21 protein-coding genes, 1 other RNA gene and 1 pseudogene are annotated in these 23887 nt (G+C 53.8%); 10 read left to right on the top strand and 13 right to left on the bottom strand.

Features of this window, described 5'->3' with window-relative positions:
• Positions 1–134: 134 nt before the first annotated feature.
• Positions 135–491: a transfer-messenger RNA gene (ssrA, locus tag ABO_RS14190) on the top strand.
• Positions 492–603: 112 nt separating this feature from the next.
• The gene (locus tag ABO_RS01540; protein WP_041704720.1) at positions 604–2010 is read left to right on the top strand and encodes a HEPN domain-containing protein; all 1407 of its coding nucleotides are present in this window, start codon (positions 604–606) and stop codon (positions 2008–2010) included.
• Here the strand turns inward: ABO_RS01540 and ABO_RS14520 are convergent.
• Positions 1996–2215: pseudogene (locus tag ABO_RS14520) on the bottom strand (tyrosine-type recombinase/integrase); the annotation flags it as partial. The gene ABO_RS01540 and the pseudogene ABO_RS14520 overlap by 15 nt on opposite strands.
• Positions 2216–2970: 755 nt before the next feature.
• Positions 2971–3600: a pyridoxamine 5'-phosphate oxidase gene (gene pdxH / locus ABO_RS01535; protein ID WP_011587598.1), complete on the bottom strand. Its 630-nt coding sequence runs from the start codon at positions 3598–3600 to the stop codon at positions 2971–2973.
• 217 nt (positions 3601–3817) lie between these two features.
• On the opposite strand from pdxH, the gene ABO_RS01530 reads away from it, so the two are divergent.
• Positions 3818–4258: a YchJ family protein gene (locus ABO_RS01530; protein WP_011587597.1), complete on the top strand. Its 441-nt coding sequence runs from the start codon at positions 3818–3820 to the stop codon at positions 4256–4258.
• A gap of 254 nt (positions 4259–4512) precedes the next feature.
• On the top strand, positions 4513–5742 hold the full coding sequence (locus ABO_RS01525) for a saccharopine dehydrogenase family protein (RefSeq protein ID WP_011587596.1): 1230 nt from the start codon (positions 4513–4515) through the stop codon (positions 5740–5742).
• Between the two features lie 253 nt (positions 5743–5995).
• On the opposite strand, the gene ABO_RS01520 is transcribed toward ABO_RS01525, so the two are convergent.
• The 3 genes from ABO_RS01520 to ABO_RS01510 all read right to left on the bottom strand — a co-directional run bounded on the left by ABO_RS01520 (position 5996) and on the right by ABO_RS01510 (position 8763).
• On the bottom strand, positions 5996–6907 hold the full coding sequence (locus tag ABO_RS01520; protein ID WP_041704716.1) for a bestrophin family protein: 912 nt from the start codon (positions 6905–6907) through the stop codon (positions 5996–5998).
• A gap of 99 nt (positions 6908–7006) precedes the next feature.
• On the bottom strand, positions 7007–7768 hold the full coding sequence (locus tag ABO_RS01515) for an ABC transporter permease (RefSeq protein ID WP_011587594.1): 762 nt from the start codon (positions 7766–7768) through the stop codon (positions 7007–7009).
• Complete coding sequence (locus tag ABO_RS01510; RefSeq protein WP_011587593.1) at positions 7765–8763, bottom strand: ABC transporter ATP-binding protein; 999 nt, start codon at positions 8761–8763, stop codon at positions 7765–7767. Before ABO_RS01510 ends, ABO_RS01515 begins: the two co-directional genes overlap by 4 nt.
• Before the next feature lie 429 nt (positions 8764–9192).
• Here ABO_RS01510 and ABO_RS01505 point away from each other — a divergent pair, with 429 nt between their 5' ends.
• Positions 9193–10209, top strand: a complete 1017-nt coding sequence (locus ABO_RS01505; protein ID WP_011587592.1) for an isocitrate dehydrogenase — start codon at positions 9193–9195, stop codon at positions 10207–10209.
• Between the two features lie 52 nt (positions 10210–10261).
• Here ABO_RS01505 and ABO_RS01500 read toward each other — a convergent pair whose 3' ends face one another.
• From ABO_RS01500 to ABO_RS01485, 4 genes are all read right to left on the bottom strand, one after another.
• Positions 10262–10792: a hypothetical protein gene (locus ABO_RS01500; protein WP_148201415.1), complete on the bottom strand. Its 531-nt coding sequence runs from the start codon at positions 10790–10792 to the stop codon at positions 10262–10264.
• A gap of 312 nt (positions 10793–11104) precedes the next feature.
• Positions 11105–12130 (bottom strand): ferrochelatase, encoded by a 1026-nt coding sequence (hemH, locus tag ABO_RS01495; protein ID WP_011587590.1) that lies wholly within the window; start codon positions 12128–12130, stop codon positions 11105–11107.
• A gap of 86 nt (positions 12131–12216) precedes the next feature.
• Entirely contained in the window at positions 12217–12621 is a 405-nt protein-coding gene (locus ABO_RS01490; protein WP_041705216.1) for an acyl-CoA thioesterase, read from the bottom strand.
• An 83-nt stretch (positions 12622–12704) separates the two neighbouring features.
• Positions 12705–13502 carry a hypothetical protein gene (locus tag ABO_RS01485; protein ID WP_011587588.1) on the bottom strand — a complete coding sequence of 266 codons (798 nt, stop codon included), beginning with the start codon at positions 13500–13502 and terminating at the stop codon, positions 12705–12707.
• A 198-nt stretch (positions 13503–13700) separates the two neighbouring features.
• On the opposite strand from ABO_RS01485, the gene ABO_RS01480 reads away from it, so the two are divergent.
• Together ABO_RS01480 and ABO_RS01475 are read left to right on the top strand one after the other, a co-directional pair.
• Positions 13701–15284 carry an ABC-F family ATPase gene (locus ABO_RS01480; protein WP_041704711.1) on the top strand — a complete coding sequence of 528 codons (1584 nt, stop codon included), beginning with the start codon at positions 13701–13703 and terminating at the stop codon, positions 15282–15284.
• A 111-nt stretch (positions 15285–15395) separates the two neighbouring features.
• The gene (locus tag ABO_RS01475; RefSeq protein WP_011587586.1) at positions 15396–15707 is read left to right on the top strand and encodes a DUF1244 domain-containing protein; all 312 of its coding nucleotides are present in this window, start codon (positions 15396–15398) and stop codon (positions 15705–15707) included.
• A gap of 91 nt (positions 15708–15798) precedes the next feature.
• Here ABO_RS01475 and ABO_RS01470 read toward each other — a convergent pair whose 3' ends face one another.
• From ABO_RS01470 to ABO_RS01455, 4 genes are all read right to left on the bottom strand, one after another.
• The gene (locus ABO_RS01470; protein WP_011587585.1) at positions 15799–17709 is read right to left on the bottom strand and encodes a choice-of-anchor I family protein; all 1911 of its coding nucleotides are present in this window, start codon (positions 17707–17709) and stop codon (positions 15799–15801) included.
• Positions 17710–17973: 264 nt separating this feature from the next.
• Complete coding sequence (locus ABO_RS01465) at positions 17974–19527, bottom strand: flavin-containing monooxygenase (RefSeq protein ID WP_011587584.1); 1554 nt, start codon at positions 19525–19527, stop codon at positions 17974–17976.
• Between the two features lie 70 nt (positions 19528–19597).
• Positions 19598–20524 carry a hypothetical protein gene (locus ABO_RS01460; RefSeq protein WP_011587583.1) on the bottom strand — a complete coding sequence of 309 codons (927 nt, stop codon included), beginning with the start codon at positions 20522–20524 and terminating at the stop codon, positions 19598–19600.
• Positions 20525–20577: 53 nt separating this feature from the next.
• Positions 20578–21411, bottom strand: coding sequence for an SDR family NAD(P)-dependent oxidoreductase (locus ABO_RS01455; RefSeq protein ID WP_011587582.1), 834 nt, complete (start codon positions 21409–21411; stop codon positions 20578–20580).
• A gap of 114 nt (positions 21412–21525) precedes the next feature.
• Here ABO_RS01455 and ABO_RS01450 point away from each other — a divergent pair, with 114 nt between their 5' ends.
• The 3 genes from ABO_RS01450 (at position 21526) to ABO_RS01440 (ending at position 23816) form a co-directional block, all read left to right on the top strand.
• Positions 21526–22146, top strand: a complete 621-nt coding sequence (locus tag ABO_RS01450; RefSeq protein ID WP_035458946.1) for a TetR/AcrR family transcriptional regulator — start codon at positions 21526–21528, stop codon at positions 22144–22146.
• A 54-nt stretch (positions 22147–22200) separates the two neighbouring features.
• Complete coding sequence (locus tag ABO_RS01445; protein ID WP_011587580.1) at positions 22201–22695, top strand: DUF4282 domain-containing protein; 495 nt, start codon at positions 22201–22203, stop codon at positions 22693–22695.
• 155 nt (positions 22696–22850) lie between these two features.
• Positions 22851–23816: an NAD(P)H-dependent flavin oxidoreductase gene (locus ABO_RS01440; RefSeq protein ID WP_011587579.1), complete on the top strand. Its 966-nt coding sequence runs from the start codon at positions 22851–22853 to the stop codon at positions 23814–23816.
• The last annotated feature ends 71 nt before the right edge of the window (positions 23817–23887 follow it).

Genomic DNA, 23887 nt, shown 5'->3' with positions numbered 1-23887 from the left:
AAAGCACAACCCGCGCGGCCATCATATTGCAAGCCACAAAACCAGGGGCCGCATCCCCGCCCTCTCTCTCAATACTCTCCCTAACATTGAAAATCGACTTCCCTGCCCCCATCCCTTAGAATGAACCCATCACAGGGGCCGACCTGGATTCGACGCCGGTACTGAATTCTGTGGTGCATGCCGAGAAGGTCACGAGTCTCGTAAATCATTTGTGGCATATTAAAGCAATCGCAAACGACGATTCTTACGCACTAGCAGCTTAAACCCTGCTTATCGCCAATCGACCCTGCCTGTGGGGAAGAGCGGCGAGCATCGCAACACAGGCTCGCAGCAAAGTCCGCCCCGGATGGCGCTGTTAAAACTCTTAGGGGCCCGGCTTTCACGTCCTGCCAGTTGGGCTGTGAAGGCTTAAATCAATAAACATGGCTAAGCATGTAGATCTGCAGATGGATTGCTGACGGACGCGGGTTCGATTCCCGCCGGCTCCACCAAACAATAAAGAATAAGCCATTGAAATACATGGCTTATTCTTTATCTTTCAAAGAAAACGCACTGACAAGTGTCCGAATCTTGTCCACCCACAAAGCATGGAAGCCTTGGGGCATGAGAATCACAAACCCTATTTCAAAATCAGGCTTTTTCTGGCTCCCCTCCACCCCAGATCACAAAATCCCTGGGGAAATTACCATTTCGAACGGCGGCAAAGTCGAAATTGAGACCATTGGACACTTCAGGAACTCGCCCACACAGCTAGCGCAAATTTTGGCTGGAAACCATGACGGGGAGGCGCGCATACATGGCCATGTCCAAGAGTTTGGGGATGTAACAGTTGATGACTGTATATATACCAACCAAACACTCTCAACTCTGGGAGGGACTACCCTCTCAGCTAGAAACGCCTATCTAGGTGCCCTCATCAGTGAAAAAGAACCACCACTATTCGATAGCGTCGACTTCTCATTTGATGGACTGAATGAATGGGCAAGGCAAACATCGCTGTCGCAAAGCCGAAGCGAAGATCGAAATGAAATTTCAATTACGTATAAGAAGCCAGAAAACATTGATCTGCGCATTGGTGAGGGAGTATCACTTCATATTATCTACGACTATTCTTCTTCTGGATCTCCTGGAACTCGAACATTAAAGTCAACAACCTCACTCCGACTCTCCTTTGAAGAAGCCACAAATATAGAAGAGGCAATTCGTCTCATTCATCGCATCCAAAACTTTTTCAGCTTCGCAATGGACGAGACAACACACCTACTTCAGATAAACGGAACACATGAGAAATATATAATCCAACATGCCAACAATAGAGAAACTCTAAAACCGATAAAGATTTTCTACCATGGAGCCTATGACCCCGGCACAGAATCACCGTCAATTCTTGCTCCGAGCATGCTGTTCCATCTTCGCCTAGTCAAAGAAACACTAGAAAAAAACCTAACGGAATGGCTTCGTTACTATGAAGTCATAACACCAACACTGAACCTCTATTTCAGCCAAAAATCCGGAGCTTACCGATTTCTAAACGGAAGGTTCCTTGCTCTTGCTCAAGCAATCGAGACACTCCACAGAAACACATCTAATGAAAAGTTTATGGATGAGGCCGCATTCAAAGATATACGGCGACAGATAATCACAGGCTGCCCAGAGGCTTTTAGAGGTCGGCTAAGCCCGATGCTGATTCATGGGAACGAACTAAGCCTAAAAGAGCGACTAGAAAGAGTAATAGACCCACACTCAAAATACTTTGGCGGCAATGAAAACGTCGAAACCCTGATAAAAATGATAAAAGACAACAGAAACTATCTAACCCACTACGATAGAGCATTAGAAAATAAATTATTGGATGGACCGAAACTATATGCTGTTTGTCTGAAGATTGAGGCCATACTTCAAATAAAATTCATGGAACTTATCGGCTTTGAAGAAAGCCTTCTAGACCAAATCATAGAAAGAAGCCACGCCATAGCAAACAAGTTAAGACCCACCTTAACTGACAGTTGAGAGAGGATTTAGCCTCACAGCATCCTGCAGGTGATCAGGCGACAGGTGGGCATATCTCATGGTCATATTGATCGAGGCATGCCCCAGAATTCTTTGCAGCGTTAGAATATTTCCACCATTCATTGCGAAATGGCTTACGCAAAACATGCTCAGACTGTCCTTTTGGCAGCTTAATTCCCGAAGCAATCAATGCTCTACGAAAAGCGCTAAGAACTATTAGCCGAAATTCTCTCAACCTGCCCTCAATCTTCAGAAGAATGATCAATCTACAGAAATGTGGATTCACTCACCTCCCATCGGCAAAGAAATGCTTTAGATTTCGCATGCGAAACTAGAGCGTCTGGATCTTCACCCGCCCTGACATAGAAAAAAACTATGAAATGTATTTCATTGATTGTCACACTGATTTGCTCCACCGTTCATGCAAGCCAACATTGGTGGATACTTGATAGCAATACCGGGCTCTGCAAATTGCATGAGTTCTCCCCCTCAGATGCTTCTTGAGGCCAATAAAGATGCTAGGGTCGATTTATATCTTGAGAAAGCTGGCATCGTTTCGATATGGCTTCCATACGAGCAAAAGCACATCTACTTCGCTACGTCCCTCGATGCTTGCAACCGGGCTAAACTGGCTGCCTCAAAGCCCTCAAAGTGACCACATTTTGTCCATTTAGCAGTGCTTTTATGTGCCAGAAAGCTCACCGACCAAATCATAACCAACTGATTTATATGAGAAAGTGTAAATTAGTGTCAGATTGACCAGTTCGAGAAGCGGGTTCGATTCCCGCCGGCCCACCAAACAAAGAAGGCGCAAGCCATTGATAGCACCATATTCTTGCTATCTTTGGCTTGCGCTTTTTTTATGGCACCGGAAAAGCCTCGCAAAGCAGAAGAAGCTATCACGTATTTCAGCTCATTAGCCGTCCGCCAACGATGTGTAGTGGCGTTGTGAGCACAAGCTTATGGCGCAAGGCGTTCACGCTGCCAGCAGCCATCTCCTTGCTTCACGTACCGAAAACGGTCATGCAAACGACTGGGGCGGCCATGCCAAAACTGGATCTCGGTGGGGATGATCCGGTAGCCCCCCCACTGCTCCGGGCGAGGCACCGGCGCCGAAGGAAATTCCTGCTCCAGCCTCGACACCTCTGCCTCCAACCATTCCCGGCTAGCGGGTCGGCTCTGGGGGGAAATGGCTGCACTCACCTGGCTGGCATAGGGGCGGGAGGCGAAGTAACTGTCTGATTCTTCCTGATCCACTTTTTGCGCCTCGCCAATCACTATCATTTGGCGATCAAATGGCTGCCAGAACATGGTGAAGGACACCTTGGGGTTGGCCGCGATCTCTTCACCCTTGCGGCTGTCGTAGTGGGTAAAAAAGGTAAACCCCTGATTCTCGATTCCCTTGAGCAGGACCACTCGCGAAGAAGGCTGGCCATTGGCGCTCACCGTGGCAAGCGTGATGGCATTGGGCAGCGGCAATTCAGCTTCAATCGCTTCATCTACCCAACGACGGGCCTGCTCCAGCGGATCATCATGGAGGGTGGCTTCGATCAGGCCGTCAGCGTGATATTCTTCGCGCACGTCTTTCATGGTTTCCCCGGCTGGCTGTCATTCTGAGCGGGCAGTATAACGCCCGAGGAGGCCATGGCAGAAGGCTCTCTACACTTCTCTGGCAACACCGCCGGGCTGGCGCGCGGCTAAACGAGGCAACAAATGCCCTGGTGCTACATCGCCTAGGGCGACCAAAGCATCCAACCGTTACGCCAGGATTTGATTGCGTTATTTGATTGTTTTTCTGGAGCTAAAAATGTCCGCCTGCCCATGCCAATCCGGCCTGGATTACCGCCAATGCTGTCAGCCTCTGCATGAGGGCAAACCCGCACCATCCCCGCAAGCGTTGATGCGTTCACGGTTCTGCGCCTTTGCCCTAAACAATACCGCCTACCTGACCAGCAGCTGGCACCATAGCCAGCGTCCCGCCACCCTCACGCTGGATAGTGACGAACAGTGGCTGGCATTGGAGATTCTTCACTGCGATACCGATGGTGACACCGGCACCGTCCATTTCCGCGCGACCAGCCAACATCGCCAAGGCCTCAGCGTCCTGGAAGAAAACTCCCGTTTTGTTAAGGAAAATGGCCACTGGTTTTACCTGGACGGCACACCCAAATCGAGCGTGTTAAAGCTTGGGAGAAATGATCCCTGCCCTTGCGGTAGTAGCAGGAAGTTCAAGAAATGTTGCGGATAAAGAACATTATACGGCCTTACATCCTTTGCAAACTGGATGGCCCGCGCCGACACCAGTAATTCAGCAGAAGACGCGCGCTCCCATGGCCGTCGAAATAGGCCTTGCCAGAGCCTGAATGGAGCCTTCTGCCCTGCCCGTGCGTGATCTCACTGGTTACGCATTGGCGCCTCAATGGCTTAGGATAGCCTCAAAGCCAGACGTTCTAGTTACGCTGATGTTATTGATCCATTTCGCTGATTCTTTAAGGTGTCCCCATGAGCGATTCACAATTTGATGTGGTGGTCTTCGGTGCCTCCAGCTTCGTTGGCCAGATTCTCTGCCAATACCTCTTTGACACCTACGGGGCCAATGGTGAATTGAAGTGGGCAGCCGCCGGACGCTCGCAGAACAAGCTGAAACGAGTAAAAGCCTCTCTCGGCGACGGCGCCAGCACCCTCCCCTTGATCATCGCCAATGCCAACGACGCCGACAGCCTAGACGCCCTCTGCGCGCAAACTCGCGTAGTGGTTTCAACGGTGGGGCCCTACGCCTTGTATGGCGAGCCCATGATCAAGGCCTGTGTCAACAGCGGTACTGATTACTGCGACCTCACAGGGGAAGCCCAGTGGATAGCGGAAATGCTAGAAAAATACGAAACCACCGCCAAGAAAAATGGCGCACGTATCGTGCACTGCTGCGGATTCGATTCCATTCCCTCTGACATGGGGGTCTACTTTCTCCAACAGCAATCTCAAGCGCGCTTTAACGCCCCCGCCAGCACTGTGCACATGCGGGTAAAGGTCGCCAAGGGTGGTGTATCCGGCGGCACCGTCGCTAGCATGATGAATATTGCAGAAGAAGCAGGCAAAGACCCGGCTCTGCGCAAGAAATTGGCCGACCCGTACCTGCTCTGCCCTCCGGACCACGGCTTCAAGAGCCGCCAGAACAGCATCGGACTGGCCAGTTACGATAACGATTTCAACGCCTGGGTTGGCCCTTTTGTGATGGATGCCATTAACAGCCGCGTGGTGCATCGCTCCAACGCCTTGAGTGGCAAGGCCTACTCCGATCACTTCATCTATAGCGAGGCCATGCTCACTGGCAATGACATGGGCGGGCGCATGAAAGCACTGGGTATCGGCGTCGGCACCGGCCTGTTCTTTGTCGCCGCCGCGGTCAAGCCCACCCGCTGGGTGCTAAACACATTTGTAATGCCGCAACCCGGCGAGGGGCCCAGCCCAGAAGCACAAAAAGCCGGCTTCTATGACATCCGTTTTGTTGGCCACACCGACAACAGCGAAACCCTGAAAGTAAAAGTCACCGGCGATGCGGACCCCGGTTACGGCTCCACGGCCAAACTGCTTGGGCAAGCCGCCGCCTGCCTGGCACAAGACGTGGCAGAAGACGCCCCCGGCGGCTTCTGGACAACAGCCACTCTGCTTGGCGAGCCCTTACTGAAACGACTACAGGATAATGCCGGCATGACCTTCACCGTCATCGACTGAAAAACTCGGCCTGCGAGCCTTGCTCGCGGGCTGGAGCTTGCTAAAAACACCCAGTGATCACGACCCTACAAGGCGAGGGCACGGACCACCGCACTGGCCCCGTGATGCTAACCGAGCTGCCGCACACTATTGAGACAGTGAATTCCGCCTACGAAAAACCACACCAATACACAAAACGAGCTCGAGTAATTGCCGTTCTGCACTGCTGACTTCACACCAAAACCAAAATGTTCTCGTTTCCTATTAACCCGACTTACTGGAGCTGAAAGTTCTTTACCGGTAAGGGCGCGGGTGCAACATCCCCCAACGCGTCCGCAACGGAAATCTCATGGATACGACACAAGGCATCCAACGGCAGGTCATTAGGGGCACGCCCGAACGGGGTTTCTAGGTGCTCAGAAAGGCGATCAATACCGAAGAAGGTATAGGCTACGACGGCGGTGAGAATGGGTGACACCCATCCCATGCTTCCAGTCAATACGAAAGGCAACAGGTAGCAATAGACATAGGCTGTACGGTGAACCAACAAGGTATAGGCAAACGGCAGAGGCGTAGTCGCAATTCGTTCGCTGGCAGCCTGAACCTTACTCAGCGCGGCCAAACGCTCATCAAGCATCCTCAAACCCATACTATCCAACGAGCCCTGACGATACTGCTCACCCAGCAGGCTGCCAGCCTGTGCGATAAAGGCATCGGCGGGATTCGCGGTTGCCAATGCTAGATCACAGTCTTCACGCGACACCCAGGCCAACAAATCCTCGCCAACATTTTCTTCCCGTAGCTGCCCTTTCAGGGCGTGGGCATAGGCAAGGGCCCTCATCAGTATAGCTCGCCGGGCAGGCGCATCTTCCCCTAGCAGCGCACCGCTAACCCGAGCCAGGCTGCGTATTTCATTAACCATCTGCCCCCACTGCTTCCTGGCTTCCCACCACCGGTCATAAGAGGCATTGTTGCGAAAACCAAGCAGAATCGACAAAACGATTCCAAGCAGGGTCACCGGCATGATAGTCAGACTTTGCAAACCAATCAGCTGATAGTGGCTAAGCGCTGCAACCGCCACGGAAAACAACGCAACAAAGGCAATATGCGGCAAAATTTCCGGCACTACCGAGCCTCGCAGGGCAAGCAATAGGGCAATAGCGTTAGGACGCTCTCGAACGATCATGGTAGTAATCCGCAGAAATGTCGGGGCTGGCGCCAAACGGCGCCGCTAGCCAATCGGTAGCGCGAGCACCCCCACTAGCAACCGCGCTTACTCACTCACTTAGCTCTTCAATTTATAACCGGTTTTGAAAATCCACCACACCAGCCCCATGCACAGGGTCAGGAAAAACAACGTCATACCCAAGCTAACACCAATGTGTACATCGGCGACGCCGAAAAAGCTGTAACGGAATCCACTAATCAAATAGACAACCGGATTGAACAAAGTCACCGTCTGCCAGACCGGCGGCAACATATCGATGGAATAGAAACTGCCCCCCAGGAAGGTCAGCGGTGTAATAATCATCAAAGGAATGATCTGCAACTTCTCAAACGTATCTGCCCACACCCCGATAACAAAGCCAAACAAACTGAACGTCACTGCCGTAAGCAACAGAAAACTGATCATTAAAAGTGGATGTTGCACGTCATAATCCACAAATAATCGAGCGGTAAGAAGAATAAGCAACCCCAGAATCGTCGACTTGGTAGCCGCAGCCCCCACATAGCCGATCACAATCTCCACATAGGACACAGGAGCAGATAACACTTCATAAATGGTGCCGGAAAAGGTGGGCATGTATATACCAAAAGACGCGTTGGAAATACTCTGCGTCATCAGAGACAACATGATCAGCCCAGGAATAATAAACGCGCCATAACTAACACCATCAATCTCGACCATACGTGAACCGATGGCGGACCCGAACACCACAAAATACAACGATGTGGAGATCACTGGTGATGCAACACTCTGCATCAGAGTACGCCAGGTTCGCGCCATCTCGAATTTGTAAATCGCGCGAATGGAGTGAATATTCATTTTTCATCCCCCGGTACATTGGGTTTTTCACTGGTGGCTCCATTCGAAACCGGGCTAGCGCCAGGCTTACCGTTATGAACTAGATCCACAAAAATATCTTCCAGCGAACTTTGTCGTGAGTGCAGGTCTTTGAAATCGATACCCTGCTCGTTCAGGTGACGTAGCAGTTCGGCAATGCCGGTGTTTTCCTGGTTGGCATCGTAGCTATACACCAGTGAGAAGCCTTCATCGGCCAACGCCAGTTCCTGCCCTGCCAACACATCCGGCACTGCCGTCAATGGCTCAGACAGATGCACGATCAGCTGTTTGCGGCCTAGCTTCTCCATCAGGCGCGATTTTTCATCCACTAGAATAATTTCACCCTTGCTGATAATCCCCACTCGGTCGGCCATTTCCTCGGCCTCTTCAATGTAGTGGGTAGTCAGGATGATAGTGACTCCTTGCTCACGAAGCTGACGTACCATTTCCCACATTTCACGTCGCAACTCCACGTCCACGCCCGCGGTGGGCTCATCAAGAAACAAAATTCTGGGTTCATGGGACAGCGCCTTGGCTATCATCACCCGACGTTTCATGCCACCGGACAACGTGATGATCTTGCTGTCTTTCTTGTCCCACAGAGACAATGCCTTTAACACTTTTTCGATATGGGCATCATTGCGCGGTTTTCCAAAAAGGCCACGACTAAAACTCACCGTTGCCCAAACTGTTTCGAAGGCATCCGTGGAAATTTCCTGAGGCACCAACCCAATGGCACTTCTTGCGGCACGAAATTCGGAAATGATGTCATGGCCTGCGGCCCGCACCGTACCCGAAGAAGGATTAACAATACCGCAAATAATACTGATCAGCGTGGTTTTGCCCGCACCATTGGGCCCCAGCAAGGCAAAGATCTCGCCAGCGCGAATATCCAGATCCACGCCTTTGAGCGCCTGAAACCCGGATTGATAAGTCTTGTGCAGGTTCTTGATCGAAACCACTGCATCCACACGCATTCTCCCTCAATGGCAGCACATCAGGGCTGCCCACTTGCATTAATTCAGGCGCCTATTATGCACACCCGGCAGGCCCTTGGCGCATCGTTCTGGAGCCCCTAGTCCCTTCGCATCAAACCCCAGACAACGTCATTACCGCTACGGCCCCGCGCAGACCGCTGATGTGCTAATATAGCGAACCACAATCAGGTCCGGCGCAGCACGATACAGCGCGACCTCCTGCGCCCGCCCACCCGGGCAACAGCGCAGGATCTCCACGCCAGCGCTGTTGCCAGCCTGAACACGAGAGCCGAGCTCACACCGCGAGCATCACGACTTAGGTCGGACTTCATCTTGCCCGCCAGCGTGCCAGAATAGGGACCACCCCTCAGTCCGGCACAAACTCGGACACTACGGTTTCACCCTCACCAACCGCAATCAGGAGGCAATATGAACGAGAACACCGTAACCGTTATTCCCGGGGACGGAATCGGGCCGGATATCGTGGATTCCACAGTGCGAGTTCTGGACGCACTGGATTGCGGGCTCAAGTTTGAATATGCCATCGCAGGACAGACCGCTCTTGATAAAGGGCTGGAACTGGTACCCGAAGAGACTCTCACCATACTACGTCGCAATCGCCTAGCCCTAAAAGGCCCCATCACCACGCCAGTGGGCGGCGGCTTTACTTCCGTTAACGTCACCCTTCGCAAGACCTTTGACCTGTTCGCCAATGTGCGCCCCGCCCTCTCCATTCCCGGCGTGAAGTCCCGCTATGACAATGTGGACATCATGACCATCCGAGAAAATATCGAAGGCATCTATTCTGGTTTGGGGCAAACCGTCAGCGACGACGGCGAAACCGCCGAGCTGCGTAGCCGTATCACCCGTACTGAGTCCGAACGCTTACTGCGCTTTGCTTATGAAACGGCGACCAAACAAGGCCGAAAAAAGGTCACGGTGGTACATAAAGCAAACATCATGAAATCCACCTCTGGGCTATTTCTAGATGTGGCACGCAAGGTGCGTAAGGATTACCCAAACCTGGAACACGAAGAAATGATTGTGGACGCCTGCGCCATGCAGCTAGCCATGAACCCACACCGTTTCGACGTGCTGGTCACCACCAATCTTTTTGGCGATATTCTCTCCGACCTGTGTGCCGGGCTGATCGGTGGGTTGGGCGTGGCCCCAGGGGCCAACATCGGGGAACATGGCGGCCTATTTGAAGCGGTGCATGGTAGCGCCCCAGACATCGCCGGCAAAGGCATCGCCAACCCCACTGCCATCTTACTGGCCGGGGCGATGATGCTTGATTACATGGAGCAACACGACAAGGCAAAGAAACTGCGCCGTACGGTACGCCATGTGGTCGGCCAAGGTGAAGTAGTGACTCCAGATCTAGGGGGCCGCGCCAGCACTAGCGAGTTTACCGACGAGCTAATTCGCCACCTCACTAACCAATAGCCGCCACCAAAGTAAGTACCCGCCCGGTGGCCCGACATCGTCGGCAACCGGGCTATTGCTCAAACGTTACCTGTAACCTTTTCGAGCGTGCGCAGGCCTGCAGATCTTCAATACCCGGCTTATCAATACGTCCATTTGGCTGAACACGCCCATACGCCTGATAAGCCATGGGCCATTCTCTAGCAGCTTCCGCCGGCGTGTTAGCACGCATCAACGTAACGTAACCATTGCTTCCGGTAGTATTGAATCGTTCCCCGAGACAACTAGCCACTCGATCTAGGCCTGATCCACGGTCAGCCTTGAATTTGTACTTTCCAGAAAACCAGACAATCCGCTGAGCATCTGAATAATAATTCGTTTGCAAATCAGCATTACATTTTGAGCACACATAGTAATACTGAACCAGGCCATCGTATTTACCGTTGAAAACAAGAGCCTCGGATTCCTCATTCGTTAGCACCATAGATTTAGATAACGTTTTCGACCCTCTTATGTTCGTTATATCGACCCTTAACTTAGCGCCCGAGTCCAATCGAGAGAAATCGAACCAGTCATTCACCGTCCAAACGTATGCGACACGCATTTCTTTTCCGCTAAACCCAGACAGCCCCTGTCGGTTAACCTGCTTTCCATTGGCATAAATCTGAAGGTAGAGGCCCCCCTGAGAATCAGTGTAATTCCTCTCTACTATCTCCACCTCCTCGGTTCCCAAACGCCCCGCCGGTAAATCGTTATGAAAGCAATGGATTTAAACATCATTTACCCCGACAACAGACACAATAGAGGTCCCGTACTAAGGCAGGGAACCTCTATTACAAAATAGCAAAAGGAGACGGCCTATCGCATACCCCAATTTGGGTATCAACCCCATTGCTAGTCCTGTTAGGGTGGACTGTCAGGGCAGAAAGCCCTGCAGGTTATCTTCAACAAGTTGGGCCAGAGCATCCAGGTGGGCAGGTTCAGCATTAAGTGCGGAGATATAAGCAAAAGACTCACCGCCAGCTTCTTCAAAATACTCACGGTTTTCTTGGTCAATTTCTTCCACGGTTTCCAGGCAATCCGCAGAAAAGCCTGGGCAGAATACCTGTACTGATTTCACGCCTTCACCGGGGAGGGATTTCATGGTGGCATCAGTATAGGGCTGCAGCCACTCTTCTGCGCCAAAGCGGGACTGGAACGTGGTCATCCACTGGCCATCACTCAGCCCAAGCGCCTTGGCCAACAACTGTGATGTTTGGTGGCACTCATGGAAATATGGATCGCCCTTGAGCAAAAAGCGTTTCGGCACACCGTGAAAGCTAAATACTAACTTGTCCGCACTACCGTTCTTTTCTCGGTAGGCACGAATATGCTCAGCCATGGCTTGAATATAGGGCGGGTAATCCGGGTAATGGCTAATAAAGCGTAGATCAGGCAGCAAGCGTCGGCCCATAAAATCCTGGGCCACGGCATCAAAGGTAGAGCCATTGGTGGAACCGGAATATTGCGGATACAACGGCAACACAACCAGCTTACGAATGCCCTCGTCCTCAAACGCCTGCAACTGGCTGGCAATGGACGGATTGCCGTAACGCATGGCCACACGCACCACCACATCATCGCCATATTTACTCTGCAAGCGCTGACGAATACCTTCCCCTTGGGCAAGGCTGTACACCAACAACGGCGAGCCCTCTTCCGTCCACACGCTTTTGTAGGCTTCCGCAGACTTACGAGGGCGAATGACCAGAATCACCAGATTAAGGATGAAAAACCAGATAAAGCGGGGAATCTCCACCACTCGGGGATCAGAAAGAAACTCCCGCAGATAACGGCGCAGGGCGCCTGTTTCCGGCGCATCTGGGGTTCCCAGGTTTGTAATGAGCACACCAACCTTGCGGGGGTTGAGGTGCTCTAGGTTTTCCTGTCCCTTGTAGGCCATCCTGATTCTCGCTCAGCAATACATGTTGATTCGTTAGTGTAGCGCTAGCACCTCAAAGCGCCATGAAGCCCTATCTATTGCAACGATTAGCTTTCTGGTAGCTCGCCTTCGTGCTGGGCTAAAGCGTCACGGAGATCATCGGGCAGCGGCGCTGAGGCCTGCGTCTTGTGGTCAAAATACACCTGAACGGCCCGCCCTCTGGCCACCAGAGCCCCGTTCTGCCATGCCTGCTGAATCACCACAAAGGAGCTGTTGCCAATGCGCTCAATAGCTGCACGCAGGATCACGTCACTGCCATAGTAAATCTGAGCGACAAAATCGACCTCCACTCGGGCGAGAATCAACGGCATTGATGCTGGATTTTCCGCGTCACCGAAAAGCCGAAACAACGGCGCACGACCGGTTTCAAACCAACCAGTGACAACCGTATTATTCACATGGCCAAAAGCATCGGTCTCGTAAAAGCGGGGGGTAATGGTTTGTTCAAACATGGCTGAATCCAATACAGGAAAGAAGCCGCCATGATACCCATAGCCTCCCATAAATCGAAGCCTTGATGATCACGAGCCGGGGCTTAGGGAACGCCTTGCAGATGATCCAAGTCCGCTCGCAATTTCTCGACGGCCTCTTCCTGGGAATACTGCTCCACCTGCAACTGATCCACCCGCGCCATTAAGGCCTCGATGCCCTCACTGGCCCGCTCCATGGGCTCTCCCATTTCGCTGGATTGCTGCGCGCGTTCTTCCAATTCCCGCAACTCCTCATCCTGCACCGAGAGCTGCTGGCGCGCACGGCGCAACCGATCAGAGACATCGATCAAGGCTCGCTGCTCATCCAGCAGCAAGCGTCGCAGCCGATTGAGCAAGGACTGGTAAGCATCGCTACCCACGGTTATTTGCTGCCAATCGGCGAAGCGCTGCCGCAACAGGGAGGCCGGCAGGCCAGCAGGAAGGTCCGTAAGCGACAAGCTAATCCGCGCCTGGGTCACATCGTCCTTATCGAACAGTCCGGTCTGTTCGCCTTCAATTTTCGCCACACCGGGCAACACTGCTCGCTCCCCTGCCCGAGCCCCCGCCGTCACCACCAGTTCCCGAGTATCTGCATCTGCATAACGCACCCGCTGCAGATCCTCCTGCAGCAGCAGAGCCACATCAAACAGGTAATGGGTAGCAGAATGGTCCTCATGCCCCTCTTCATTGCGCCCCGTCACGGTCAGAGTATCCACCCGCCAAACGCTCAGGTTGTTATCCTGCAAGGTCTGCCGTACCTGCTGTTGCAGATACGCTTGCTTGCCATCATTGCTACAAGAACCAACAGCCAAAAGCGCCAGCAACCCCGTGGCGAGCCCGATCAGGGTGGATTTTATAGTCATGGCCCCTCGCTTTCCTGGTTTGTCTGCTTAATACGCGCCTTCTTGCTTAATTCTTCACCCCACCCATACCGCCCGGCGGGACTGTGTTTTGCCTGACAAGCCGGTACAATGCCGCCTCTTTCTCCCCGCCGGTTGCTGAGAGTACTCCGCAGCCGTCGATGGCGTGCCCCCGCCGCTCTCTCGTTACAGGATAGTCCTTTGATTTCTACCGCGAACATCACTATGCAGTTCGGCGCCAAGCCACTGTTTGAAAACGTTTCCGTCAAATTCGGCAACGGCAACCGTTACGGCCTAATCGGCGCCAACGGCTGCGGCAAATCCACCTTCATGAAGATTCTCGGTGGCGAACTGCAGCCCAGCAATGGTCAGGTCATGCTGGATTCCAATGATCGCCTTGGGAAATTGCGCCAGGACCAGTTCGCCTTCGAAGAATACACGGTTCTGGACACCGTGATCATGGGGCATACCGAGCTGGCCACGGTAAAAGCCGAACGCGACCGTATCTACAGCCTGCCGGAAATGAGCGAAGAAGACGGCATGCGCGTGGCGGAACTGGAGATGCAGTTCGCAGAAATGGACGGTTACACCGCCGAAGCCCGTGCCGGGGATCTGCTGTTGGGCCTTGGCATTCCCGAGGAGCAACACGCGGGCCCGATGACCGCAGTGGCCCCCGGCTGGAAACTGCGCGTGCTGCTCGCCCAAGCGCTGTTTTCCGATCCGGACGTATTGCTGCTTGATGAGCCCACTAACCACTTGGACATCCATACTATTCGCTGGCTGGAAGATATTTTGGTGGCCCGTTCTAGCACCATGATTATTATCTCCCACGATCGCCACTTCCTGAACAGTGTATGCACCCACATGGCGGATCTCGATTACGGTGAACTCCGCTTGTTCCCCGGTAACTACGACGAGTATATGACCGCCGCCACCGCCGCCCGTGATCGGCTGTATGCAGATAACGCCAAGAAGAAAAAAGAAATTGCTGACCTGCAAAGCTTTGTTAGTCGCTTCTCGGCTAATGCCTCCAAGGCCAAACAGGCCACCAGCCGGGCCAAGCAAATCGACAAGATCCAGCTGGAAGAGGTAAAGCCCTCCAGCCGCATTAGCCCCTACATTCGTTTTGAACAAAGCAAAAAACTACACCGCCAAGCGGTAACCCTAGAAGGGCTCGGCAAGCATTACGATGACCTGACCCTATTCCAGGACCTGAGCCTGCAAGTAGAGGCCGGCGAACGGGTAGCCATTATCGGCCCTAACGGCATCGGTAAGACCACCCTGCTGCGCTGCCTGGCCGGCGACCTGACCGCAGATACCGGCACCGTAAAATGGGCGGAAGCCGCCGACCTCGGTTACTTCGCTCAAGACCACAGCCATGACTTTGAACAGGACATGATCCTGTTCGACTGGATGGCCCAATGGACCAGCGATGGCGAGCAGGCAGTCCGTGCGGCGCTTGGCCGCATGCTGTTTTCCAACGACGAAGTAATGAAATCCGTGAAGGTGATTTCCGGGGGAGAACAAGGCCGCATGCTGTTCGGCAAGCTGACGCTGACTCAGCCCAATGTCTTGTTACTGGACGAACCCACCAACCATCTGGACATGGAATCCATCGAAGCGCTCAACCTAGCGCTGGAGAACTACCCAGGCACACTGTTCTTTGTCAGCCACGACCGGGAATTCGTCAGCTCCTTGGCCACCCGCATTCTGGAAATCACCCCGGACGGAGTGCGCGATTTCACCGGCAGTTACGATGATTATCTGAAGAGCATTGAGGCCTGAAGGCACGTAAAGAACAGCAAAGCGGAAATGCCGGCAAGGCGTTTCCGCTGTTTTATGCCCCCCTTCTATAAGGGCCTCACCAGATAGGGATTTCAGAACCGGGAGAATCCAATGGCCGATATTGATCAAGCCAGCAAAACCGAGATGGAAGCCGCCGCGTTTCGCCACCTGCTGCGGCATCTGGATGAACACAAAGACGTGCAAAATATCGACCTGATGATCCAGGCAGATTTCTGCCGTAATTGTTTGGCTAAGTGGCTAATGGAAGCGGCGACGGAGCAAGGCGTGGAACTGGATTATGACGGCGCACGGGAATACGTCTACGGCATGCCCTTCGCTGAATGGAAAACGCTCTACCAGAAACCCGCCAGCGAGGCACAACTGGCAGCCTTTGAGGCCAAACAAGCCGCCCGTAAACGCTAAGCTGCTTTAGCAAAACGAATTTCCCCGGCCCCAAAAAGGCGGCCCGCAGGCCGCCTGACAACACACAGGGCTTGTATTTTATTGCCGTGATTTATTCGCTGAAGACACTTTGCACTTCATAGATGGCGGTGGAGCCACTGACTTCGTTCCCCACCACCAGCAGCGCCTTGCCGTTGGCAGAATCCGCAGCCGAAATAAACACCAACCCTTCCGGACCCAGATCCCCATACCCATCCAGGTTGCCCGCTTCCGGAGCCACATCCCAGGTTTCACGGCTGTTCAAATAATCCTGATAGACCGGCGCCGCCGGATCCGTAATGTCATACACCAGCACGCCCCCCATGCGCTCCAGCCCCAAGAACAAGAAATGCTTGTCGCCAATCTGACCGATGGTCAGCCCTTCCGGCTCAGGCCCCTTGGCATCACTGCGGCTGTCTATGGCATTGCCTTCATCGTGGCCGCTGTTGAAATAGTCGGCACAATCGATTGATCGCTCGGAGCCCAACTTGCAGTCGTCGCTGGCCAGAAACTGCTCAATGGCATCGCCGCTATCAAACACCAGATCACCACTGTCATCGCGAATGGAGAACGAACGACCACCATAGCTGTAGAGCGTGTCGTACATGATATGCGTACCCACCTCGTCTCCTTCAGGCTGCGAACCATTGGCCATGAATTTCAGCGGTTGGCCATCGACGTCAGTCTTGTAACCCATCGTCCAGGTGATGTTCAGGCGCCCCAGCACATCGTCTTCACGGCAATCGCCGGAATCGCCCGCTGTGGCACCGCAATAGCCGAAGACCGCAGGATCCAACAGGGCTCCCTCTGCCAACGCGCTCAGCTGCGGCGGCAAATCATCGCCACAACGACGGGCAAACCCGCTGTTATGCACCAGATGCTTCACGCGGAATTCTTCAACAAAGCCCTGGCTAGCATCCGGCTCACAAGCGACCGGCGGCACCACCTTTGCATCCGCTTCTTCGCCCCAGTAGTCGTCATTGTCTTCGCCCCAGGCCCGAGCATCCCCTTCGTTGGCGGTCACCAGGTAGGTCTTGCCGTTCACGGTATAGCCATGAATCGAGTCCGGCAGGTACAGCCCCACTACACCGGCAAAAGTCCTGATATTGATAACTTCATCGTCATCGCTGGCATCAATCCCGTTACCTTCTACGCTGCGATCAATTTCTCCCAGAGAAACGATGTCGGTTATCGTCGCTGTGGCGATATCCACTTTCGCCAGCGCATTATTTTCCTGCAGGGTCACCCAGGCTGTGTTGCCATCAGCTGAAACCGCAATGTACTCCGGCTCCAGATCCTGCGCGGCGGATGCCCCCGGACCATAAATGCGAACCCCTTGGTTACGCAGGCTCTCTTCCTGGCCGTTATACGCCGTGAAGTCTGCAGTACTAACCACCGGGTTGGACGGATCACTGAAATCCACAATGCTGATAGAGCCCTCAGGGTCTGTTTGATAATCATCACTGGGCTCGCCTTCGTTGGCGGTGAGCACGCGGGTTCCATCCGGGGTAAACGCCACCATGTCTGGCTGGGCGCCAACCCGCTGGCTGCCCAGCAAGGTCAAATCACTGGCCTGATACAACGCCACAAAGCCATTATCAGTTTTCGGCTCCGCCTCAATGGCCACCGCCACCAAACCATGGCTGGCAGCGACGCTATTCACTTCCGCGCCCGGCGCAATGCCTGCGACACTAATCGCATCGATCTTGACCGGGTTCTCAGGGTCACTCAGGTCCAGCACATCCAGTTCGCCCTGCTCCGCATTCACTACGAACAAACGCTGGCTTGCCGCATCATAAGCCGGGATTTCTGCGGCGGAGGCATCAAAACTGCCTGTGGAATAGCGACTGACATAGGAGAGCTTGATACTGTCCGGTGTGCGCACCGCCTCATCCACAACCGCGTCAGGCTGATTGCTGTCGCCACCACAGGCCGTCAGCGTTGCCGCCAGAATGACACCAGCTCCCAGATACAAATTCTTCATCGGTTTCCCCTGTTATCTGCAGATCCCCCAAACGGATTGCTCACAGGGTTTTACAGGGCAGGAATGAAGCCAGCACGACAGTGAAATGACGACTTGATGACAGCTACCGGGCGGCCACGGACAGAGCACCGTTCCACAGAGGGAATTGACCCAAGGGTACAGAGAGCCTGGAAGGGGTAATCCAACAACTTTCAATGCGGCATAAAAAACGCGGCACCTGCCAGGCAGGGCCGCGTTTACCGAGCGAAACCAAGCTGATTCACATCAGACGGTTTCGTAATCGTTCTCTTCAAAAGCGGCCATCTGTGCCGCGTACTGAGTGGCAAACCCTGGGTACATGGTGGCATTGAAGCCGTCTTCGGTGAGATACCAGCTCTTGCAACCTGAATTCCAGTTAGTTTTTGCCAGCCGTTTCTGCATGGCCTGGTTGTGCTTACGCTGAACATCTTTTTTCACATCCAGCATCTTCAGGTCTTCCTGAAGAATTTTCTGCACCCCTTTCACCGCGTAATCAAGCTGGGACTCCATATACACCAGGGCGGAATTATGACCGGGCCCAGAATTAGGCCCAAAGGTCATATAGAGATTGGGATAACCGGACACATTAATGCTCTTGTAGGCCTGGGCACCGCCTTGCCACTCGTCACCCAACACCCGACCCTTACGCCCTTTAACGGGGAAAGGCGTGCCGGAATGGCTGACATCGAAGCCCGTAGCAAACACGATGCAGTCGGCCTGATGCTCAATACCTTCTACCGTACGAATCCCTTTTTCACTAAGGCGAGCAATGGGCCAGGTAATCAGTTTGGCATTGTCTTTTTGCAACGCAGGGTAATAATCATTGGAGACCAACACCCGCTTGCAGCCGATGGTGAAATCCGGGGTCAACTGACGACGCAACCAGCGGTCTTTCACTTGCCGGCGTAGATGCATCTTCGCTACCCGTTCAGCAACGCGGGTCAGCGGCGAGTTCCATATTACCGCCAGCGCCATGCTTTCATGGGTCCAGAAGAGAAGATTACGCATGGCCTGCTGGCTGGCCGGCAACTTGCGAAAAAGGGCTTTGTTCCAGGCCGGAGTGACAAAATCAGGACGCGGCAGAACCCAGCCCGGAGTGCGCTGAAACACCTTCACGTGGGCCGCCTGTTTGACCAGTTCGGGAATGATTTGGATACCGCTGGCACCGGTACCAATGACAGCCACTTTCTTGCCGGTAAAATCGTACTCATGATCCCAGCGGGCGCTGTGAATCTTGTGGCCCTTGAAATCCTCAATACCAGTAATCGCCGGGAAACTGCAGTTCGACAAGGGCCCCTGAGCCATCACTGCGGCCCGCCCAGCAAACTGCTCCCCCTTATCCGTCGTGGCGGTCCAGATGCCTTTCTTTTCATCAAAAGACAGCTCTTGCACGTTTTTCTCGAAACGAATGTACGACTCCAACTCGAACTCAGCCACCAGATGCTGGATATAACCCAGGATTTCTTCGCTGCCCGAGAAGCTCCGTGACCAGTTCGGGTTGGGCGCAAAAGAATACGAATAGAGATTGGAGGGAACGTCGCAAGCGGCCCCAGGGTATTGATTGTCTCGCCAGGTGCCGCCCACCGCGTTGGCTCGTTCCAGAATCACGATATCCTCAATACCGGCCTGCTTGAGACGAATGGCCATCCCTAGGCCGGCAAACCCCGCGCCCACAATCAGGACCGAGGCCGGTTTTATCACTGGTGTTTTTGTTACCGCCGGCTCTTTCGTTGAGGAAGAACGCTGACGGGAAGCCGATTTGCGAACGGCCTTTTTAGGGGAAGTAGGGGATGCAGTCATAACAAAATCTCATCAAAAAGCAGGAGACCACCATCATCTGCCAGGCACATGATGGTGGTCTTCGGTAACATCAAGCAATGGGGTGATAAGTCAGCTCATTCACCCAGGAAGGCACAGCAGGCAGCATCCGGGGCGGTATCATTCCGGTCAACTTGACTAGACCATCCACGGGTACGTGATAAACACGTTTATTGCGATCTACCATAAGTTTGGCGTGGTGACGGACCAACTGATACCAAGGGTTACGACGGCCATCTTCGGTACGCCCACCAATTGTTTCGAATTTGGCCATCGCGGCATACAGGCGCTCTTCCGGCAGCCCCATACCAATAATGTTGTCGCGCATCTTGTTGAGCAAAGGCAGATAGGAGGCCATACCTAACAACAGGCGAGGATTCAGCAGGGGGGCCAGCATTTTGGCGGCACCAATAAAGGTCTTCCCGCGCCCCTGCATTTCCATCACGCTAAAGCCGACGCCCAAATGACGGGATTCGTCGTCATTGATTTTTTCAAAGGCCTGATGACAAATCGGGTCTTTTACGGTCTCCAGCAGGAAGGTACACAAGGCACCATCCAGAGCAATTTCTAGCATCGGCACCATTGTGCCCAACACATAAATCGGCATCTCATCGCTGTAACGATCCAGCCACTCAATCGCCAATCGTAAGTTGATATTAGGTTCGGGAATACCTTCTCCCTCGAGCATCCCCCAACGTTTCATCAGTGCCATTTCGACATTGGCATGGCGCTGCTCTTCCGCGTGAAAGTAGGTATAGATTTGACGCAAGGTTTCTGTGGGCGCTTTCTTAGCCATGGCGGCAAAGGCCCTGGCGCCCACGTGCTCAATCCACATCACATCAGCCATGAAAGCTTTCAGCTTGGGCCATTGTTCTTCGGTAATCAGCTCCGCGCCGGGAGCATCCCAGTCGATATCTGACAGGGCCCACTGGGTGGATTGAATCTTTGCCAACATTTTTTCCAAATCGATAGAAGCCATGATGCTCTCCTGTTATTGCGATACGGCTTTGAAGCCGTTTAACGGCATTCGGTTTATGCTTTTGCGGACGCCAAGCGGCTGAGCAGCCCGGCACCACGGGTATAGACGGAGGGCAGATAACGCTTCGCCCGCCAGATCATTCGTGCATCCATTTGCGGCAGCACATAAAGCTGCCCGCGATCTAAAGCCTTGAGAGTGGTGAGCGCGACACCTTCGGCGGGCACGCCAGTAAGCTCCACAAGTCTGTTCATCAGCGGCGTGATCCCGGCATCGATCCGGCCAGTGGTGAAAATATTGGTGTTTACCACTGTAGGACATAGCACCGTTACGTTAACGCCGGTGCCGGAAGTTTCGGCTGCCAGTGTCTCTGACAGCGCCAACACCCCTGCCTTGGTCACGTTGTAGGGCCCCATCAACGGGGCCGCCGCAAAACTGGCCGTAGAGGCCACATTGATAATCCCACCGTACCCTTGCGCCTTGAGTCTCGGTGCAAAAACGTGGCAACCATGGATCACACCCCATAGGTTAATGCCCATGGTCCAGTGCCAATCGTCCATGGAAGTCTCGCCTACCGGTTTGCCGCCCACGCCTACGCCCGCGTTATTGATCACCAGATTCACCGGCTCTGGGAGCAGCGCATCTGCTTGTTCGGCCAGCGCTTCTACCTCTGCTTGGACACTGACGTCGCACTGCACCGCCCACGCCCTCCCGCCCGTGCTGACAATGCGGTCAGCCGTTTCCTGGGCGGTCCCCAGATTGATATCCGCACAGACCACCGCCCCATTGCGCCGAGCCAGCTCTTCGGCAAACGCACGGCCTATGCCGCTTCCTGCCCCGGTGACAACAGCGGAGGCATTCGCGCTAATGGTTTTATTACGACCAAACATGCCGTCTGCTCCATCAAGTCAAAATAGCCATTGCATCAAGGCAACGGTTTATTGTTACATCCTCTAATGTGACAGTAGATCGAATGCTTGTTCGGATTCAACTCGGAAATCATTATGGCTCGCAAACCCAAACAACAGCGCTCCAAAGCCACCGTCGATGCTATCGTCGAGGCCGCCCTAATCTCGATTGCCCAGCAGGGGCCATCGGCCACCACAACACGCCAAGTTGCCGACATCGCCGGCATCGGCGTGGGCTCTTTATATGAGTATTTCGAGGACAAGGACGCCATACTGAAAGCCGCCGGCGCCCGTTTCGTGGACGATACCGTGGCCATGATTAAGCCGCTGACTCCGGAACTGGTACGGATGAATATCCGCGATGCAGTGAGTAAGCTGCTGTTTACCTTTCGCGATTTTCTTGAAGAAAATCGCCAGCTGTATCTGAACTGTGCACGCCACGCTTTCAGCCAAGACATGGTGATGCATCTGGAGCCCATCAATCGCGCCCTGTTGGACCTGTTTACTCAATACCTGATGCACCACCCGGAGCTGTTGCGTATGCCTAATATTCCGGCGGTGTCCTATTTTTATATCAACGGCGGGGTTTTCACCGTGGTACGCCATCTCTCGGAAGAAAAACCAACCCAGAGTTTCGAGGAACTGACCACGGTGTTCGGAGACTTTCTTGCCAGTTATGCGGAACACAAACTGGGCGCCAGCAACGCCACGCAATAGCGCCGCACGACTCAAAAACGAACACCATAAATAATAATAAAATCAGGAGGCACCATGCAGACACCCAAGTCGGAAACGCCACCACCTGGGCCGCCCCCTCGTATTCCCAACCTGGCGGATTGGCGTTTCAACCGCTATCTGACCATGCAGCTGATGCCGCTGTTCTATCTTCTGCTGATTGCTGGCGCACTGATTGTGGTCGTTAGCGTAGTTGGCTTGTGCTTTTGGTTCTCTACGCTGGCCGGCATTATTGCCGCCGTTATTGCACCACTTGCCTTTGTGGTAATGGTGGCGGTGATCCGCGCGGCACTGGAATACATGATTATGGCCCACCGCATCATGCGCATCATCGAACGCATGGACGCCCTCCCCGGCCAGGTAGCAGACTTATCAGTACGTGTTGACGGCATTACCAATCATGTAGACGAATTGAGCGGGCATGTAACCGATATCCATGAAACACTGATGCACGCCCGCCCGTTGCTACGCTCCGCGGGCTTACCCAGCCGCCTGCTCAATGCATTGCGGCGCCGAACGCCTGACGCCTGAGGTTCGCAAGCCGCATCCGCCCTCATTCACGTCCACATCAACCCACAGATTGTCGTTTTCGGTGCTGACATCGCCACATGTATACCGCACTATTATGCTCCTGAAAGCGTCCCACTTTTTTCGGTGGCGCTCACCTTGTGAGATGAGGAGTTCCCATGGCCCTACCTGCCTCCCTGCAAAACAGCCTGCAGCTACCCGTTGTGGCATCCCCCATGTTCATTGTGTCCAACCCGGAGCTGGTGATCGCCCAGTGCAAAGCCGGCATTGTCGGCTCTTTTCCCGCCCTGAACGCTCGTCCCGCAGAAGAGCTGGAAGTATGGCTCAAGCGCATTACCGAAGAGCTCGATGCCTGGAACCAGGCCAACCCTGACAAGCCTGCGGCCCCATTCGCGGTAAACCAGATTGTGCACAGATCCAACAATCGGCTGGAGCATGATCTGGAGCTATGTGTGAAGTACAAGGTGCCTATCGTAATAACCTCACTGGGCGCACGAGTGGATGTGAACGAAGCCATTCATAGTTATGGCGGACTGGTATTCCACGACATCATCAATAACTTCTTCGCCAAAAAAGCCATAGAGAAAGGTGCTGATGGCCTGATCGCTGTGGCCGCTGGCGCGGGCGGCCATGCAGGCACCCTCTCCCCGCTGGCCCTGGTGCAGGAAATTCGTGAGTGGTTCGACGGGCCACTGCTGCTCTCCGGTGCGATCGCCACCGGGGACGCCGTTCTCGCTGCTCAGGCCATGGGCGCAGACTTGGGCTATATCGGCTCCGCCTTTATTGCCACCGATGAAGCGAATGCGGATGAGCGCTACAAACAAGCCATTGTGGACAGCGGCGCCAGCGACATTGTTTATTCCAACCTATTCACTGGCGTGCACGGTAACTACCTGCGCGGGTCCATCGAAGCCGCGGGTCTGGATCCGGAGAACCTACCGGAAAGCGATCCGTCAAAAATGGACTTCGGCGATGGCAGCTCCAAAGCCTGGAAAGACATCTGGGGTAGCGGTCAGGGTATCGGTGCGGTGAAGAAAATAGGCCCAGCAGCAGATCTGGTCGACCGCCTGAAGCGAGAATACTCAGCCGCACGCCAACGGATTAATGCTTTACCTTGGAAATAGTTAAACGTTAAAAGAGGCGCTAAAGCCTGGCGATTATTCGCCATAAGCTCTGCCCTCATTAACAGATAGCA

Source organism: Alcanivorax borkumensis SK2, from assembly GCF_000009365.1.
Classification (GTDB): domain Bacteria; phylum Pseudomonadota; class Gammaproteobacteria; order Pseudomonadales; family Alcanivoracaceae; genus Alcanivorax; species Alcanivorax borkumensis.
Note: the sequence above shows the minus strand (reverse complement) of the source record. Positions and strands in the feature narration are given on the sequence as shown.

Coding starts and splice junctions, on each gene's coding strand:
- ABO_RS01540 (WP_041704720.1), top strand. CDS start 604: ATGAGAATCACAAACCCTATTTCAAAATCAGGCTTTTTCTGGCTCCCC.
- pdxH (WP_011587598.1), bottom strand. CDS start 3,600: ATGAAAGACGTGCGCGAAGAATATCACGCTGACGGCCTGATCGAAGCC.
- ABO_RS01530 (WP_011587597.1), top strand. CDS start 3,818: ATGTCCGCCTGCCCATGCCAATCCGGCCTGGATTACCGCCAATGCTGT.
- ABO_RS01525 (WP_011587596.1), top strand. CDS start 4,513: ATGAGCGATTCACAATTTGATGTGGTGGTCTTCGGTGCCTCCAGCTTC.
- ABO_RS01520 (WP_041704716.1), bottom strand. CDS start 6,907: ATGATCGTTCGAGAGCGTCCTAACGCTATTGCCCTATTGCTTGCCCTG.
- ABO_RS01515 (WP_011587594.1), bottom strand. CDS start 7,768: ATGAATATTCACTCCATTCGCGCGATTTACAAATTCGAGATGGCGCGA.
- ABO_RS01510 (WP_011587593.1), bottom strand. CDS start 8,763: ATGCGTGTGGATGCAGTGGTTTCGATCAAGAACCTGCACAAGACTTAT.
- ABO_RS01505 (WP_011587592.1), top strand. CDS start 9,193: ATGAACGAGAACACCGTAACCGTTATTCCCGGGGACGGAATCGGGCCG.
- ABO_RS01500 (WP_148201415.1), bottom strand. CDS start 10,792: ATGCGTGTCGCATACGTTTGGACGGTGAATGACTGGTTCGATTTCTCT.
- hemH (WP_011587590.1), bottom strand. CDS start 12,130: ATGGCCTACAAGGGACAGGAAAACCTAGAGCACCTCAACCCCCGCAAG.
- ABO_RS01490 (WP_041705216.1), bottom strand. CDS start 12,621: ATGTTTGAACAAACCATTACCCCCCGCTTTTACGAGACCGATGCTTTT.
- ABO_RS01485 (WP_011587588.1), bottom strand. CDS start 13,502: ATGACTATAAAATCCACCCTGATCGGGCTCGCCACGGGGTTGCTGGCG.
- ABO_RS01475 (WP_011587586.1), top strand. CDS start 15,396: ATGGCCGATATTGATCAAGCCAGCAAAACCGAGATGGAAGCCGCCGCG.
- ABO_RS01470 (WP_011587585.1), bottom strand. CDS start 17,709: ATGAAGAATTTGTATCTGGGAGCTGGTGTCATTCTGGCGGCAACGCTG.
- ABO_RS01465 (WP_011587584.1), bottom strand. CDS start 19,527: ATGACTGCATCCCCTACTTCCCCTAAAAAGGCCGTTCGCAAATCGGCT.
- ABO_RS01460 (WP_011587583.1), bottom strand. CDS start 20,524: ATGGCTTCTATCGATTTGGAAAAAATGTTGGCAAAGATTCAATCCACC.
- ABO_RS01455 (WP_011587582.1), bottom strand. CDS start 21,411: ATGTTTGGTCGTAATAAAACCATTAGCGCGAATGCCTCCGCTGTTGTC.
- ABO_RS01450 (WP_035458946.1), top strand. CDS start 21,526: ATGGCTCGCAAACCCAAACAACAGCGCTCCAAAGCCACCGTCGATGCT.
- ABO_RS01445 (WP_011587580.1), top strand. CDS start 22,201: ATGCAGACACCCAAGTCGGAAACGCCACCACCTGGGCCGCCCCCTCGT.
- ABO_RS01440 (WP_011587579.1), top strand. CDS start 22,851: ATGGCCCTACCTGCCTCCCTGCAAAACAGCCTGCAGCTACCCGTTGTG.